Below are 16346 nucleotides of genomic sequence, written 5' to 3' on the forward strand. Positions count from 1 at the left end.
GGCAGGCTCTAGAACTTGCCCAGGTCGACCGGGTACGGGTAGGTGTCGAAGGCCGTGTCGAGCTGGTTCGCGCTGCGGCGCAGCCACTTGCGGGTGACACCGTCCACGGTCCGCGGGGCCAGGCGCTTGTTGTCGTTCGCGTCGATGGCCGGCTGGCCGATGGACTGGAGCTCCCAGGAGACGCCCGCGAGCCGGTTGATGTGCGTCCACCACTTCACGTCGATGTCCAGGAGCCGGAAGCCGGCCAGGAAGGGGTGCCAGCGGTGGTAGGCGTGGGTGAAGTCCGGCGGCGTGAAGTTCATCATGTGGACCTTGTTGCCCTCCGAGCGGCGCGGGTCGAACAGGACGCCCTGGCCGAAGTCCTGGAAGGCGCGGACCAGTCCCGCCGGGTCGTTCCCGTAGAACTCGCGGTAGACGTCGCGCTGGGCGTCGGAGAGCAGTACGAAGGCGTCGCGGTTGGGCTGGATGAGCTCCAGGAAGCTGCGCGGGTAGCGTCCGCCGGAGCGGGTGGCGGCCCAGGCCGAGTCGACCTTGGTGAAGCCGCCGAACGGCTTGACGATGACATCGACTGCCTCGACGAGTTCGGGCGTCGGGTTGAAGTAGAAGCGCTCGTCGTACTCGTACCAGAACTCGTTGGCGCGACGGTCGCCGACCATGCCCGGGATCTCGGGGAACTCGCTGCGGGACCGGCCGTGGGCGGCTGCCGGCAGAGCGCCGGCCACCGTCACCGCGGCCGCCGCCCCGGCGATACCGGCGGCGGCCCTGAGGACGCTCCGGCGGTCCATGGTGTTCTGCGGCATCGGTGGATCTCCTTCGTCAGTGGCGGTGCGGAGGACTTCGGTGATGGGACGACTCTCGCGGCCCGGACTATGTGCGTCCTATAACGCCGCTTGCAGGGCGTATTGCCTGGTCAAAGGGGGTGCGAGAGGCACCGAAACCGCTGCGATGCCGGGACGATATGGCAACGGATTACGTTCTTCCGGAAACGGATGTACGAATCCCTACATCGTTTTTCGGCCATACAGGCGGCCGGTACCGGTCACTGCCCCCACCAGTGAAGGAGTCACTGTGGTCACGATCACAAGCGCCCGGGTCGAACGGAAGGACACCAACGACAACGGGGGCATCCCCCGATTACACGGCCCCCTCACCTGGTGCGCGGGGGCCATGGCACTGCTCGCGGTCGTGGCCGCGGGCGGCCTGTTCCTCGACGGACGCACCGTGCTGGGTGAGGGGGTGTGGCTCAAACCCCTGAAGTTCGCGGTCTCCTTCGGCCTTTACACGATCACCCTGGCATGGATGATCGGCCGGACGGAGCGCTGGCAGCGCACCTTGCGCAGACTCGGCACCGTCACCGTGGTGCTGTTCATCGTCCCGGAGATATCGATCATCACGTTCCAGGCCGTACGGGGCGAACGCAGCCACTTCAACGTGTCGTCCACGTTCAACGACGTACTGGTCAAGGCGATGGGCGGCGCGGCGTACATCGGCTGGACCATGACGCTGCTGCTCGGGGTCTTCCTCCTGTGGCAGCGCAAGGTGGACCGGCCGCTGGCCTGGGCCATCCCGATCGGACTGTTCGTCTCCCTGGCGGGCATGTCGATCGGCTATCTGATGACCACCCCCACGGCCGCGCAGCAACGGGCCATGGACGCCGGGGAGCATCCGTCCACGCTCGGCGCGCACAGCGTCGGGGTGCTGGACGGTGGTGCCGGTCTGCCGCTGACCGACTGGGCGACCGGTGGCGGGGACCTGCGGGTGGCGCACTTCGTGGGCCTGCACGCGCTGCAGCTGCTGCCGCTCGCCGCACTGGGCCTCGGGATGCTCGCGGGACGGCTGCCGCTGCTGCGCGGCGAGGGTACGCGTACGGCCCTGATCGTCGTCGGCGGTGCCGGCCATGCCGGGCTCACCGCGCTGCTGCTGTGGCAGGCGGAGCGGGGTCAGCCGCTGCTCGAACCCGACCGGCTCACGCTCACCACCGCCGCCTGGCTCGTCGGGGCGGTCGCGGTGGCCATCGCCGTGGTGCTCGCGACGGCGTCGCGCGACCGGCGTGACTCACCCGGGGGCTGATGCTCCCGGCGCACACGGAGGAGGGGGTCACCGCGGCTGCGGTGGCCCCCTCCTCCGTATGCCGGGCGCCCGGGAGCGTCCCGTCAGTCGGCCGCCGCGAACGGGCCCCGGCGCAGGGCCGGGGAGATCAGCGCGGCGAGGGCCGTCAGGGCCATCGCGAGGCTGAGCCCGAGGACCGTACGGGTCGGGCCGAGGCCCTCCAGGGCGAAGCCGGCCGCGACCGGGCCGGCGGCCATCGCACCGCCACCGACCAGCATGGCCAGGGAGTTGGCCCGGCCCCGCATGCTGTCCGGTGCGATCCGGACGAGATAGACGCCGCCCGCCACGTTGAACACACCGCCCACGTAGCCGCTCAGCGCGAAGATCGCGCCCAGCGCGTAGGGGTCGCGGAGCACGGCGACGGGCACCATCAGCACCGCCCACACCGCCAGCCCGCCGATCACCAGGGCACGCATCGACAGGCGTTCGGTCCACCGGCCGCCGCTGAGCGCCCCGACCAGGCCGCCCGCCCCGCTGAGCGAGAGCACGACGCCCACCTGGAACTCGGTGCCGCCCGCCGACTGGATGCCGGACATCACCGCCAGGTTCAGGCCCTGGAAGAGGATGTTGGAGACGGCGACGGCGGCCATCACGGCCCGCAGGAAGTGCTGGCGCCACATCCAGACGAGACCGGCGCGGACCTCGGCGGCGAGCGCCGTCCGGGGCGCGTCCTTCCGGTCCTGCTGAAGCTTCCCACGTACCCCGAACAGACAGGCCACGGCGGCGAGTTGCCCGGCGGCCGCCGCAACGAACGGCAGGGCGGAGCCGAGCGTGACCAGTCCGCTGCCCAGCGGCTGGCCCGCGATGGCGGCACCACGGGTACGGGCCTCGTTGCCGGTCATCGCGGCGCCGATCTGCTCGGGCGGCACCACGGCGGGCACGGCGGCCCGCTCGGCCAGCTGGAACAGCACGCCGAGGGTGCCCTCGACGAACGCGGCGGCCAGCAGCGCCCACAGCCAGATGTGCCCGCTCAGCAGGAGCGCGGCGATCACACCGGCCACCACCGCCTGGCCGAGTCCGGCCCCCAGCATGACGCGCCGCCGGTCCCAGCGGTCGACGAGCGCGCCGCCGGGCAGCTGCACCACGAGCTGCGGGAGCAGCAGCGCGGTCCCGACGAGCCCGGCGTCGCTGGGTGACCTGGTCGCCCACAGGACGGCGAGCGGATACGCGACGGCGGTGGCGCGCCCGGCGAGCAGCGAGAGGCCGGCGCCGCCCCAGAGCAGGCGGTAGTCACGGTTGCGCCGCAGCGGCACGGGCGGCGCCGCGGCCTCCCCGTCAGGATCCGTCACCGGTTCGGCCACCGGTTCGGGTTGCGCGGTCGTCCGGTGCTTCTCCTCCGGTACGGCGTCGTCCCGTTGCTCGGCGGCCAGCAGCCACGGCAGTGCCGCCGGGTCGGTCACCGAGTCGGGCGCGGAGTCTGTCGCGGTATCGGTCGCGGTGTCGGTCGCGGGTCTCATCGCGCGGCCACCAGGGTGCGGTCCCCGGAGGGGGTCGCCCCGAGCTCCGCGGGCTTCTCGGCCTTCGCGGGCTCCTCGGCCTTCGCGGCGGTGCGGACGAACTCCAGTACCGCCATCGCGCTGTGCATCTTGTTGGTGGCCTGGGCGAAGGCGATGCTGTGCGGTCCGTCCAGCACCTCGGCCACGACCTCCTCGCCCCGGTGGGCGGGCAGGTCGTGCATGAACACGGCGTCCGGGCTGGTCTCCCACAGGGCGGGGGTGATCCGGAACGGGGCGAAGACGTTCCGCCAGTCGGGGTCGGGCTTGCTGGTGCCGGTGGTCTGCCAGCGGGTCGTGTAGATCACGTCGTAGCCGCCGGTCAGCCCGTCCATGTCGTGCCGCTCGACCAGGGTGGCGCCGGTGCGGGCGGCCTGGGCGCGGGCCCGGTGCGCGATCGACTCGCCGAGGCCGTAGCCGGGCGGGGTGCGGACCTCGAAGTGGACGCCGGGGAAGCGGGTGAGGGCGAGCGCGAGCGCCGCCGCGGTGTTGTTGCCCTCGCCCGCGTACAGGATGCGCAGGCCGTCGATGCGGCCGAAGTGGCGTACCAGCGTGGTGAGGTCGGTGAGCGCCTGGGTGGGGTGTTCCTCGGCGGTCATGGCGTTGACCACGGACATGGTCCCCTGCTGTGCCCAGCCGCGCAGTTCGGCCTCGGGCCCGGCGGTCCGGGCGACGAGGACGTCGAGCATCCCGGACAGCACCCGGCCGGTGTCCTCGGTGGTCTCGCCGGTGTTGAGCTGGAGGTCGCCGGGTCCGTAGGCGATGAGGGAGCCGCCCAGCCGCAGCGAGCCGGAGGAGAAGGCGGTACGGGTGCGGGTGGAGGTCTTGGCGAAGTAGACGCCGACCACCTGGCCGTCCAGCGGTGCGGGCCGCCGGGCGAGACCGGCGGAGAACTCGGCACCGCGGTCCACGATCCGCCGCAGCTCCGCGTCGGTGAGGTCGTCGATGGAGATCAGATGACGCATGGGGTCAGCCTTCCTGGGCCGGGTCGTGGGCCGTACGGACGTCGAGTGCGGCGGCCAGTTGCTCCACCGTGTGATGGCGCAGCGCGGTCGCGAGGTCGAGCGGGAGCCCGGCCCTGCGGGCGGCGAGCAGCAGGGGCGGTACGAGCAGGGAGTCGCCGCCGAGGTCCCTGAAGTCGTCGTGCACACCGACCTGTTCGAGGCCGAGCACCTCGGCCCAGACGGCGGCGAGCCGTCGCTCGGTGTCGGTGCGCGGCTCCACGTAGGGGGCGTCGGCGGCGGTGGCGGCGCGGGCCACGAGGGCGAACCGGTCGCGTTTGCCGTTCTCGCCGAGCGGGAGCGCGGGCAGGGCCGTGACGGTCGCCGGGATGACGGCGGCGGGCAGCACCGCGCGCAGGCGGTCGCGCAGGGCGGGCACGGAGACGGTGTGCCCCTCGGCGGGCACCACCCAGGCCGCGAGGCGCTTGCCTCCGTCGGCGGCGTCGACGGCCGCCACGAGGGCTTCGCGTACGGAGGGGTCGGCGGCGAGCGCGGCCTCGGCCTCGCCGGGTTCGACGCGGTGTCCCCGGATCTTGACCTGGTCGTCGGCGCGGCCGAGGAACTCCAGGGCGCCGCCGGGAAGCCGGCGGGCCAGGTCCCCGGTGCGGTAGAGGCGGGCGCCCGGCAGTCCGTAGGGGTCGGGCAGGAACGCGGCGGCGGTCAGGCCGGGGCGTCCGGCGTAGCCGCGGGCGAGCCCGTCGCCGCCGAGGTACACCTCACCGGCGATGCCGTCGGGGACCGGCCGCAGCGCGCTGTCCAGGAGCCGCAGGGTGACGCCCGGGAGCGGGGAGCCGAGGGCCACGAGGGTGCGCGGGGCGCGGGGCCGCTCGGGGGCGTGCAGGGCGTCGGCGTGCTGGAGTCCGGCCCGGACGCCGGCCGCTGCCGCGGCGGGGCGCGGTGCGCTGCGGTGCCGGTTCCGGTGCCTGGGCAGGACCCGCAGGGCGGTGGCGGCGACGGTGGCCTCGGTGGGGCCGTACTCGGCGGCGAGGACCATGCCGCCGGACCCGATGCGGGCGGCGACGCGGTCGGCCTGGGCGGCCGGGTAGGCGTCGCCCGCGCAGACGGCGAGCGCGGCCAGGGAGCCGAGTTCGGCGTCGGTCAACTGGGCTTCCAGGAGCGTCAGATGGCCAGGGGTGAGCCCGACGAAGGAGTAGGGCGCGCCCTTGAGGAGTTCGGCGCCGAACTCCCCCGGCCCGTATGACTGCGGGAGCAGCCGCACGGTCTGCCCGGTCATCAGGGGTGCGTACAGCGCGGGGATTCCGAGGTCGAAGCCGACGGAGGTGAACCACGGCGCGCCGCCGGTGCCCGCCGCCGCGTACTGCTCGACCGCCCAGTGCAGGTAGTGGGAGAGGGAGCGGTGGCTGATCTCGACGCCCTTGGGGGTGCCGGTGGAGCCGGAGGTGTGCAGGACGTACGCGAGCCGGTCCGGGTCGTGGGCGGTGGCGGGCCGGGCGGGTACGGGGGCGTCGGTGAGGTCCTCGGCGACCACGAGCGGGACGTCGCCCAGGCGGGCGGCGTGGCGGCGTTCGGTGACCGCGAGCGTGAACTCGGTGCCGGCGATCCGGGCGTCGGGGGTGCAGGGGTCAACGGGCACCTGCGCGGCGCCCGCCTTCCAGACGCCCAGGAGCGCGGCCACCAGGTCGGGGCCCCGGTCCAGGAGCACGGCGACCCGGGTCTCGGGCCCGGCGCCGAGGGCGCGCAGCCGGTGGGCGACGGCCTCGGCGCGGGCGTCGAGCGCGGCGTAGGAGAGGGTGGTGGAGGAGTGGCTGGCGGAGGAGTGGCTGGTGGAGGAGTGGCTGGTGGAGGAGTGGCTGGTGGACCCGAAGGCGAGGGCGGGGGCCGTCGGGGTCCGGGCGGCCTGTGCCTCGAACGCGCCGAGCATGTCGGCGGGGGTGTCGGAGTGCGGCAGGGCGGGTGCGGCGAGGGCGCCGCGCTCGTACGCGTCCGGGTAGGCGCCGCGGGCGTCGCCGTCGGCGCCGGTGCACGCCATGTCGGCGAAGACGGCGGTGTAGAGCGCGGCGAGGCGCTTGGCCCGGCCCCGGGAGAGGGTGCGGGTGCGGGAGGCGATGGACAGGTGGCCGCGCACGGGGGTGCCGACGACGAGCCGGAACTCGTTGGGGCTGTCGTCGCGGCTGGCCATGATGTCGATGAGTTCGGTGTCGACCTGGTGGAAGTCCAGGTAGTGGAAGAGGACGTCGATGAGGTGGGATTCGCCGCCGGGTCTGCGCATGGCGGGCATCGGGTAGCGGCGGTGCGGCCACAGCTCGACCTCGCGGGCGAAGACCTGCTGGGCGAGTTCGCCCCAGGTCGCGGCGGTGCGCTCGTACGGGAAGGGCACCGAGTTGAGGTACATGCCGGAGACGCGTTCGGCGCCCGCCTCCTCGGGGCGCGCGTCGGCGACCATGCCGCCGCGGAACCGCTCGGCGCGGGTGAGCAGCGAGAGGACCTTGCTGTGCGCGGCGTGCAGGACGCTCTTGTAGGGGACCTCGGCGGCGGTGGCGAGGGCGCGCAGGCCCGGTTCGACGTCGCCGAGCGGGATGTCGATGCGGTAGCGCTCGTCGCCCTCGTCGTCGCCCTGCCATCCGGCGGGGACGCTGAACCGCTCGTAGGTGTCGACGACGTGGCGCCAGTGCTCGCGGTCGGCCGGGTCGTCCAGGGAGCGCAGTTCACCGGCGACGAAGTCGGCGTAGCGAACGGCGGGCACGGGCGGGGCGGGCTCGGGCTCGGCGCCGGAGCGCAGCGCGCGGTAGGCGCGGAGCATCTCCATCAGCTGGGAGTGGTAGCTCCAGCCCTCGATGACGGGGTGGCACTCCGTGATGGACAGCCACCAGCTCTCGTCGTCGAGGAGATGGACGGCCATCCGCATGAGCGGTGCGCGGGTGAGGTCGAAGAGCTCTTCGCGGTCGCGGTCGGCGAACTCCCAGAGGGCCAGTTCACGGCGGGCGGCCGGCAGGTGGCGCAGGTCGTCGAAGACGCAGGGCATCCGCGAGGCGGCGTGGACGAGCTGGAGCGGCCGGGAGTAGCCGTCGAGGGCGAAGGAGGTCCGCATGACCTCGTGGCGTTCGACGATCAGGTCGGCGGCCCGCTGGAACGCCACCTGGTCGAAGGGGAGTTCGTCGCGGATCCGGAAGGAGGTGATGTTGTGGTAGCGGTTCTCGGTGCTCTCGCCGTACATCTCGACGAGCATCCCGGCCTGGGTGAGCGAGACGGGGTAGGCGTCGGTGACGTCGGCGGGCAGTGCGGCCCGGTCCGCCTCGCCGATGAGGGCGAACCGGGCGACGGTGCCGCCCGGTCCGGCCCCGTCGGCGTCGCCGAGGGCGGCGCGCAGCCGGGCCACGGTGCGGTGGGCGAAGATGTCGCGGACGCTGGTCTCCCAGCCGGCCTCGCGCAGCGCGCCGACGAGGGTGACGGCGCGGATGGAGTCGCCGCCGAGTTCGAAGAAGTTGTCGTGGACGCCGACGGTGTCGCGGCCCAGGACGGTGGCCCAGATCCCGGCGATGGCGCCCTCGGTGGCGTCGCGGGCCTCGACGTACGCGCCGACGGCGGTGGCGTCGCGGCCCGGGGCGGGCAGCGCGCGCCGGTCGAGCTTGCCGTTGGCGGTCAGCGGCAGGGCGTCGAGGGTGAGGTAGGCGGCGGGCACCATGTACGACGGGAGGGTCTCGCCGACGCGGGCGCGCAGCGCGGCCGGGGTGAGGTCGTCGGGTCCTGCGCCTTCGGCGGGGACGACGTAGGCGACGAGTTCCTTGGCGCCGGGGCTGTCCTCACGGACCAGGACGACGGCTTCGGCGACGGCCGGGTCCGCGGTGAGCGCGGACTCGATCTCGCCGGGCTCGATGCGGTAGCCGCGGAGTTTGACCTGGTGGTCGGCGCGGGCGACGAAGTCGAGGTTGCCGTCGGGCAGTACGCGGGCGATGTCGCCGGTGCGGTAGAGCCGGGCGCCGGCCGGGCCGTAGGGGTCGGGCACGAAGCGCTCGGCGGTCAGGTCGGGGCGGCCCGCGTAGCCGCGGGCGACGCCGATGCCGCCGATCCACACCTCGCCGGGCACGCCGACGGGCAGCGGGCGCAGGTGCTCGTCGAGGACGTACATGGTGGTGTGCGGGACGGCGCGGCCGATGGGGACGAGTTCGGTTGTGACGGGCCCGTCGAGGAAGTACGCGGAGTTGCCGACGGTGATCTCGGTGGGTCCGTACTCGGCGGCGAGGCGGGTGCCGTCGGGGCCCGCCGAGGTGGTCCAGCGCTCGGCGAGCCGGGCGGTGAAGGAGTCCCCGGCGGCGATGACGAGACCGGCCAGGCCCTTGATCTGCTCGTCCGTCAACTGCTGCTGGAGCAGGTCGAGATGGCCGGGGGTGAGTTTGATGAAGGCGTACGGGGCGCCTGCGGCGAGCAGGGCGCCGAGGTCGGCGGTGTCGAAGTCCTGCGGGAGCAGGTCGACGCTCCGGCCGGTCATCAGCGGCGCGTACAGGTCGGGTACGCCGAGGTCGAAGGCGACCGACGAGAACAGCGGGGCGCCGCCGGGGCCGGCGCCCGCGTAGGCCTGGACGGTCCAGCCGAGGTAGTTGGCCAGGCCGCGGTGGGTGACGAGGACGCCCTTGGGGCGGCCGGTGGAGCCGGAGGTGTAGATGACGTAGGCGAGCGCGTCGAGGTCGTAGCCGGTGGGCAGGGCGGCGGTGGCGGCCGCGCGGGCGGCCTGCTCGACGGGGTCGTCGGTGACCAGGACGGTGCGGCCGTCTTCGTCGCTGACCAGGGCGGCGGGGCCGTCTTCGTCGCTGACCAGGACGGCTGAACCAGCAAAGCGGTCGGCGTAGCGGGTCTCGGTGAGCACGGTCCTGGTGTCGGTGGTGGCCAGCATGTGGCCGATGCGCTCGTCCGGGTAGCCGGGGTCGATGGGTACGTACGCGGCGCCCGCGCGCCAGATGCCCAGCAGGGCGGCGACCAGGTCCGGCGAGCGGTCCAGGAGGACGGCGACGGTGTCCTCGGGGCCGACGCCGAGCCCGGCGAGCCGGCGGGCGTGGTGCTCCGACTCCTCGACGAGCCGGCGGTAGGTGTACGTGGTGTCACCGTGGCGCAGGGCGGTGGCGTCGGGGGTGGCCGCGGCCTGTTCCAGGATGGTCTCCAGGACGGGGCGCAGGGCGGTGGCGTCGAGAGCGTGGTCGGTGCCGACGGGGGTGGCCGGCCCGTCGAGGAGCAGGGCGCGCTCCTCGGGGCCGATCGGGTCGAGGGTGGAGAGCGGGGCGTCGGGGGCGGCGGCGATCCGGGCGAGGAGCCGGGTGTAGTGCCCGGCGATCCGGGCGGCGGTGGCCGCGTCGAAGAGGGCCGTGGCGTATTCGAGGCTGCCGTGCAGGGTGCCGTCGGCGCGTTCGGTGAGGTGCAGCGTGAGGTCGAAGCGGGCGATGGCACCGGCGGCCGGGACGGGCTCCGCGGTGATGCCGGGCAGATCGGGTCCGTCCGCCCCCTCCCCGGACGCGAGGTCGAACATGACCTGGAAGAGCGGTGTGGTCGACAGGTCGCGCTCGGGCTCCAGCTCGTCGGCGATCCGGTCGAACGGCGTCTCCTGGTGGTCGAAGGCGTCCAGCACGGTGGTGTGGTTGGCGGCGAGGACGTCCCGGAAGGCCGGGTCGGCGCCCCAGCGGGCCCGCAGCACCAGGGTGTTGTACGCGTATCCGGCCATCTGCCGCAGTTCGGGGCGGGTGCGTCCGGAGACGGCGGTGCCGACGGAGACGTCCCGCTTGCCGGTGTAGCGGCCGAGCAGGGTCTGGTAGGCGGTGAGCAGGACCATGAAGAGCGTGGCGTCGCCGTCGCGGGCGACCCCGCGCAGGGCGGTGGCGGTGGCGGCGGGGACGTCGAAGCCGTGTGTGGCGCCGCCCCAGGTGCGTACGGCGGGGCGGGGCCGGTCGGTGGGCAGGGCGAGCGGTTCGACGCCGGCGAGCTCCCGGCGCCAGTGGTCGAGGCCGCGGTCGGCTTCGGGTCCGCTCTGCCGGCGGGCGGCCCAGGCCGCGTAGTCGGCGTACTGGACGGGCAGTTCGGGCAGTTCCTCGCCCCGGCGGAGGGCGGCGAGGTCGGCCAGGAGCAGCGGGCGGGTCAGCGCGTCGCAGGCGATGTGGTGCATGACGACGAGCAGGACGTGGTCGTCGGGGGCGAAGCGCAGCAGCCGTACCCGCAGCGGGTGGTCGGCGGCCAGGTCGAAGGTCTCGGCGGCGCGGGCCTCGGTGAAGGCGACGGCGGCCGCGTCGCGGGCGGCGGTGTCCAGGCCGGGCCGGTCGGTGACGGCGAGGTCGACGGGCCCGGCCGGGTCGACGACCTGGCGGGGGTCGGCCGCGTCCAGGACGTAGCGGGTGCGCAGGATCTCGTGGCGGGCGGCGAGCGAGTCGAAGGCCTGCTGGAGGGTGCCCGGCGAGAGGGGGCCGCGCAGCCGGTACGCCATCGGCAGCAGGTACTCGGGGCTCTGCGGGTCGAGCTGGTGCAGGAACCACAACTGACGCTGTCCGGCCGAGAGTTCGAGGGGCTTCGTGCGGTCGGCGCGCGGGATCGCGGCGCTGCGGACGGGGGTTTCGGCGCCTCGCCCGGCACGCCCGGCGAGGCGGCGGCGCAGGAGCTCGGCGCGCAGCTCCTCCTGCGTGGGCTGCGTCGGCGCGGTGGGTGCGGTCACGACTGGTACTCCCTGTGGGCGAGGGCGAGTTCGGCTTCGGTGAGCGTCTCTATCTCGGCCGTCACGGCCTCTTCCACGGCTTCGGCGAGCCGGGCGACGGTGGGGCGTTCGAAGACGGCGCGCAGGGGCAGTTCGACGTCGAACTCCTCCTGGATGCGGGCGATGACCTGGGCGGCGCGCACGGAGTTCCCGCCGCTGCGGAAGAACCCCTGGCGGGAGCCGATCCGGTGGCCCGCGACGGCGTCGGGGCCGAGCAGCACCTCGGCCCAGATCCCGGCGATGATCTCCTCGACGGGGCCTTCGGGCGCGGTGTACGGCTCGTCGGCGAGCGCGGCAGCGAGGTCGGGCGTGGGCAGGGCCGCGGTGTCGACCTTGCCGTGCCGGGTGAGCGGCACGGTGGTGATCGGCACGAGCAGCGCGGGGACCATGTAGTCGGGCAGGCTGCGGGCGCAGTGGTCCAGGAGTGCGCTGTCGCCGGGCACGGGCAGGTCGTCGGCTGCCACCCAGTAGGCGACGAGCGCGGCGTCGGGGCCGGTGCCGTGGACGGTGACCACGGCCTGGGCGACGGCGGGGTGCTCGGCCAGGACGCCCTGGACCTCGCCGGTCTCCACCCGCCTGCCGCGGATCTTGACCTGGCCGTCGGCGCGCCCGGCGAACTCCAGTGTGCCGTCGGGCAGCATGCGGGCCATGTCGCCGCTGCGGTAGAGGCGGGCGCCGGGCTCGCCGTACGGGTCGGGCACGAACGCGGCGGCGGTCGGGCCGGGCCTGCCGTGGTAGCCGCGGGCGAGGGCGGTCCCGCCGATGCACAGCTCGCCGGTCACCCCGTACGGCACGGGCGTGAGGTTCTCGTCCAGGACCCGGACCGTGCAGTGCGGGTAGGGGCGGCCGATCGGGGTGGACTGCGCGGTGTCGTGCGCGTCCCACCGGGTGGAGGCGATGGTCGTCTCGGTGAGCCCGTACTCGTTGATGAACCGTCGCAGTCGGCGCGAGAGGTCGCGGGCGAGGGCGGGCGGGCAGTCCTCGCCGCCGGTCTTGCCGACCAGCGGGCGGCGGCCGAAGCCGGCGTCGATCAGCATCTGCCAGTGCGCGGGGGCGGCCTGGAGGTGACTGACGCCGTGCCGGTCGAGCAGCGCCAGCTGGGCGCGGTGGTCGCGCAGTTCGTGGTCCTGGGCAAGGACGACCCGACCGCCCGCGACGAGCGGCATGACGAGCTCGGTCCAGGAGATGTCGAACGTGGGCTGGGCCAGGGCGAGGTAGGCGTCGTCGGGGCCCTGCCCGAAGTCCAGGTGGGCCTGGAAGGCGCGCAGCGTCGGCAGCAGGGTGCGGTGCTCGACGGCGACCCCCTTGGGCCGGCCGGTGGAGCCGGAGGTGTACATGAGGTAGGCGAGGCGGGTGCCGTCCCCGGCGGGCAGCGGCTCGGCGTCCGCCGGCGGTGCGGCGTCCGGTTCGGTGTCCAGGGTGAGGACGGCGCCGCGGTGGATCCCGGCCAGGCGTGCGGCGCCCGCCGTGTCGGTGACGAGGACGCCCGCCCCCGAGTCGGCGAGCACATGGGCGATCCGGTCGTCGGGGGCGCCCGGGTCGAGCGGCACATGGGCGGCGCCCGCGTGCCAGCTGCCGAGGATCGTGGCGAGCAGGTCGGGGGTGCGGCCTAGCAGCACGGCGACGGTGGTCTCCGGGCCGGCGCCGAGGCCGCGCAGCCGGTGGCCGAGGAATTCGGCGCGCCGGGTCAGCCTTTCGTACGTCCAGGTCTCGTCGCCGCAGACGACGGCCGGGTCCTGCGGGGAGCACCGGGCCACCTCCGCGATCGCGGTGTGCACGCCCCCTTCGGACGCTCCGGTGATGGTGTCGCCCGCGCCGGTGGGGCCGGGGCCGTGGGCGACGAGTTCGGCGCGCAGTGCGGCGGGCAGGATGTCGGCGGTGCCCAGCCGTACCCACGGGTCGTCGGTGACCGCCTCCAGCAGGCGGGTCCAGCAGTCGGCGAACCGTTCGACGGTGGCCGGGTCGAACAGGGCGGTGGCGTACTCGGCCATCCCGAGCAGGGAGCCGTCGCCCTGGCGCTGCACGACGAACGTGAGGTCGGTGCGGGCGGCCTGCCAGGCACCCCGGAAGGCGTCGAGGTCGCCGGAGGAGGTCGCGGTGCCGGTGCGGCCCTCCTCGTGCAGATCGAACATCACCTGGTAGAGCGGGGTGCGGGCGGCGTCCCGGCTCTCGTCGAGCTCGGCCACGAGCCGGTCGAACGGCAGCTCCTGGTGGGCGAAGGCCTCGCGGGCGGTGTCGCGGACGTGGACGACGGCGTCGCGGAAGGTGTCGTCGGCGGCAGCGGCGCAGCGCAGCACGAGGGTGTTGAGGAAGAACCCGACGACATCGGCGGTCTCGGGCCGCTCGCGGCCGGCCACCGGGATGCCGACCGGGACGTCCCAGCGGCCGGTGAGGCGGGCGACGAGCGCGGCAAACGCGGTGAGCAGGGTCTGCTGGAGGGTCGCCCCGCAGCTGCGGCCGAGGGCCGCGACGCGCTCGGTGAGCGCGGCCGGGACGGTGAAGAGGTGGACGGCGCCGTGCGCGTCGCGCACCGGGGGCCGGGGCCGGTCGGTGGGCAGGTCGAGCGGGACGATGCCGTCCAGCACCCGCTTCCAGTGGTCGAGTTCGCGCGAGAGGAACGCGTCGGTGAGCCGGGCGCGCCGGTGGGCGGCGTGGTCGGCGTACTGCACCGGGAGTTCGGGCAGCCGGGCCTCGGTGCCGGTGTGCGCGGCCTCGGCGAGCGCCTTGAGGTCGCGCTCCAGGACGACTGAGGACCAGCCGTCGCAGGCGATGTGGTGCAGCGAGAGGATCACGTGCAGGTGCTCAGTCCCCCGGCGTACGGTCAGGGCCCGCCAGACGGGGCCGTTCTCCAGGTCGAAGGGGCGGGCGAACTCCTCCTGCACCAGCGCGTTCAGCTCGTCGGCGGTCGCGGCGAGCGCGGTGCGCAGCCGGGGCGGGCGGATGCCGGGCGCATCGGCGATCTGAACGGGCTCGGTGCCGTTCAGCACGTACCGGGTGCGCAGGATCTCGTGCCGGTCGGCGAGTGCGCCGAGGGCGGCGGCGACGGTGGCGTCGCTGTACTCGGCCGGCAGGGTGAGGAAGGCGGGGGCGTTCCACTCGCTGCTGCCGGGGCGCAGCCGGTCGAGCAGCCACATGCCTTGCTGGCCGGGCGAGAGCGGCAGCCCCTCGGGCTTGCGGGGTACGGGAAGGACCGTTTCCGCGATGTGCTCGTCGCCGGTCGGGTCGACGGGGCGGCCGACCAGCGCGGCCTGGGTCTCGACGGTGGTCGCGGTGAACAGGGCGCGCAGCGGTACGCGGGTGCCCGCCGACGCGGACAGGAGCTCGGAGAGCCGGGTCAGCATCAGGGAGGAGCCGCCGAGCTGGAAGAAGTCGTGGGTGGCGCCGATCTCCCCGGCGGGTATGCCGATCAGCTGCGCCCAGATCTCGGCGACGGCCCGCTCGGTGGCGTCGCGCACCGGTACGTACGCGGTCTCGGTGCGGCTCTCGGCCGGGTCGGGCAGCGCGCCCCGGTCGATCTTCCCGCTGGCGGTGAGCGGCCACTCGTCGACGGTCACGAACACCGAGGGCACCAGGACGTCGGGCAGGGTGCGGCGCAGGAAGGCGCGCAGCTCGTCGGGGCGGGGCGCCTCGCCGCGCGGCTGCACCCAGGCGGCGAGGCGGTGGCCGCCGCCGGCGGGGTCGGGCACGGCGGCGGCGACGGCGGTGCGCACCCAGGGGTGGGCGGCGAGCGCGGCCTCGACCTCGCCGGGCTCGATCCGTACGCCGTTGACCTTGACCTGCTGGTCGAGGCGGCCGAGGTATTCGAGGACGCCGTCGGCGCGCCAGCGCACCTTGTCGCCGGTGCGGTAGATCCGCTGTCCCTCGTTGTGCGGGTCGGGCACGAAGCGTTCGGCGGTCAGGTCGGGGCGGCCGAGGTAGCCGAGGGCGAGCCCGATGCCGCCCGCGTGGAGTTCGCCGGGGACGCCGACGGGCACGGGCCGTCCCTCCGGGTCGAGGACGACCACGCGCATGTTGCCGATGGGTCGTCCGATGGGGACGGCGCCGGTGTCCTGGGCCGGGTCCCACTGGTGCTCGGTGATGTCGACGGACGCCTCGGTGGGTCCGTAGGTGTTCCAGATCCGTACGCCGGGGGCGCGTTCGAGGATGCGGCGGCACAGGTCGGCGTGGAGGGGTTCGCCGGCGCTGAAGACCAGGCGCAGGGCGGTGGCGCGCTCCCAGCCGGGTTCGTCGACGAGGCGGCGGTAGACGGAGGGGACGCCCTGCAGGACGGTGACGCCGTGGTCGGCGACGGCGGCGAGCAGGGTCGCGGGGTCGCGCTCGGCGCCTTCGGGGGCGAGCACGAGGGCGGCACCGCTGATGAGCGGGGAGAACAGCTCCAGTCCGGCGGCGTCGAAGCCGACGGTGGTCTTGAGCAGCACCCGGTCGGCGGGGCCGAGCCGGTGGCGGTGGGCCAGCCAGCGCACCCGGTTGGCGATGCCCTCGTGCGGGACGAGGACGCCCTTGGGGCGGCCGGTGGAGCCGGAGGTGTGCAGGACGTAGGCGGGCCGGGCCGGTTCGGCGACGAACTCCGGTGCTGAGGCGGCCTGTTCGCCGGTGACGTCCTCGACGAGCAGTACCCGGGTGGCCGCGGGCAGCTTGTCGGCGGTGGACCGCTCGGCAAGGGCCACCGGTGCCCGCGCGTCGTCGAGGACGAGGGCGATGCGGCTCTCGGGGTGGTTGGGGTCGAGCGGTACGTAGGCACCGCCCGCCAGCCAGACGCCGAGGAGCCCGGCGACCAGGTCGGGCCCGCGGCGCAGGCACACGCCCACGAAATCACCGGGGCGCACGCCCAGAGCGTGCAGCCGGGTGGCGAACAGAGCGGCGCGCGCGCCGAGTCCGGCGTACGTGACCACGCTTCCGTCGGCGCCGATCACGGCGGGCGCGTCGGGCGTACGGGTGCGCTGGGCGGCGAACAGCGCGGGCAGCAGGGGCGCGGTCCTGGGCCGGGCAATGGTTGCACCGGTGTACGAACCCGACAGCGTGCGGTCGTTCACAGTCTCTCCTCCATCGGGATCGGGC

General features: G+C 74.4%; 6 protein-coding genes. 1 reads left to right on the forward strand and 5 read right to left on the reverse strand.

Going from position 1 to position 16346, the window contains the following annotated elements:
* Nucleotides 1–8 precede the first annotated feature (8 nt).
* A complete protein-coding gene (locus ACFYY7_RS23170; protein WP_388664039.1) occupies nucleotides 9–800 on the reverse strand; it encodes a Tat pathway signal sequence domain protein in 792 nt (263 codons plus the stop codon).
* 268 nt (nucleotides 801–1068) lie between these two features.
* Here ACFYY7_RS23170 and ACFYY7_RS23175 point away from each other — a divergent pair, with 268 nt between their 5' ends.
* On the forward strand, nucleotides 1069–2070 hold the full coding sequence (locus tag ACFYY7_RS23175; RefSeq protein WP_388664041.1) for a hypothetical protein: 1002 nt from the start codon (nucleotides 1069–1071) through the stop codon (nucleotides 2068–2070).
* An 83-nt stretch (nucleotides 2071–2153) separates the two neighbouring features.
* Here the strand turns inward: ACFYY7_RS23175 and ACFYY7_RS23180 are convergent, their stop codons facing one another.
* Genes ACFYY7_RS23180 through ACFYY7_RS23195 form a run of 4 tightly spaced genes read right to left on the reverse strand, consistent with a single transcriptional unit; the run spans nucleotide 2154 to nucleotide 16321 of the window.
* The gene (locus ACFYY7_RS23180; protein ID WP_388664043.1) at nucleotides 2154–3566 is read right to left on the reverse strand and encodes an MFS transporter; all 1413 of its coding nucleotides are present in this window, start codon (nucleotides 3564–3566) and stop codon (nucleotides 2154–2156) included.
* Nucleotides 3563–4567 carry an ornithine carbamoyltransferase gene (locus tag ACFYY7_RS23185; RefSeq protein ID WP_388664045.1) on the reverse strand — a complete coding sequence of 335 codons (1005 nt, stop codon included), beginning with the start codon at nucleotides 4565–4567 and terminating at the stop codon, nucleotides 3563–3565. Before ACFYY7_RS23185 ends, ACFYY7_RS23180 begins: the two co-directional genes overlap by 4 nt.
* 4 nt (nucleotides 4568–4571) lie before the next feature.
* Nucleotides 4572–11249 (reverse strand): amino acid adenylation domain-containing protein, encoded by a 6678-nt coding sequence (locus tag ACFYY7_RS23190; RefSeq protein ID WP_388664047.1) that lies wholly within the window; start codon nucleotides 11247–11249, stop codon nucleotides 4572–4574.
* Complete coding sequence (locus ACFYY7_RS23195; protein WP_388664049.1) at nucleotides 11246–16321, reverse strand: amino acid adenylation domain-containing protein; 5076 nt, start codon at nucleotides 16319–16321, stop codon at nucleotides 11246–11248. The genes ACFYY7_RS23190 and ACFYY7_RS23195 overlap by 4 nt, the downstream gene beginning before the upstream one ends.
* Nucleotides 16322–16346: the final 25 nt, after the last annotated feature.

The sequence above is a fragment of the Streptomyces sp. NPDC001933 genome (assembly GCF_042890955.1).
Taxonomy (GTDB): domain Bacteria; phylum Actinomycetota; class Actinomycetes; order Streptomycetales; family Streptomycetaceae; genus Streptomyces.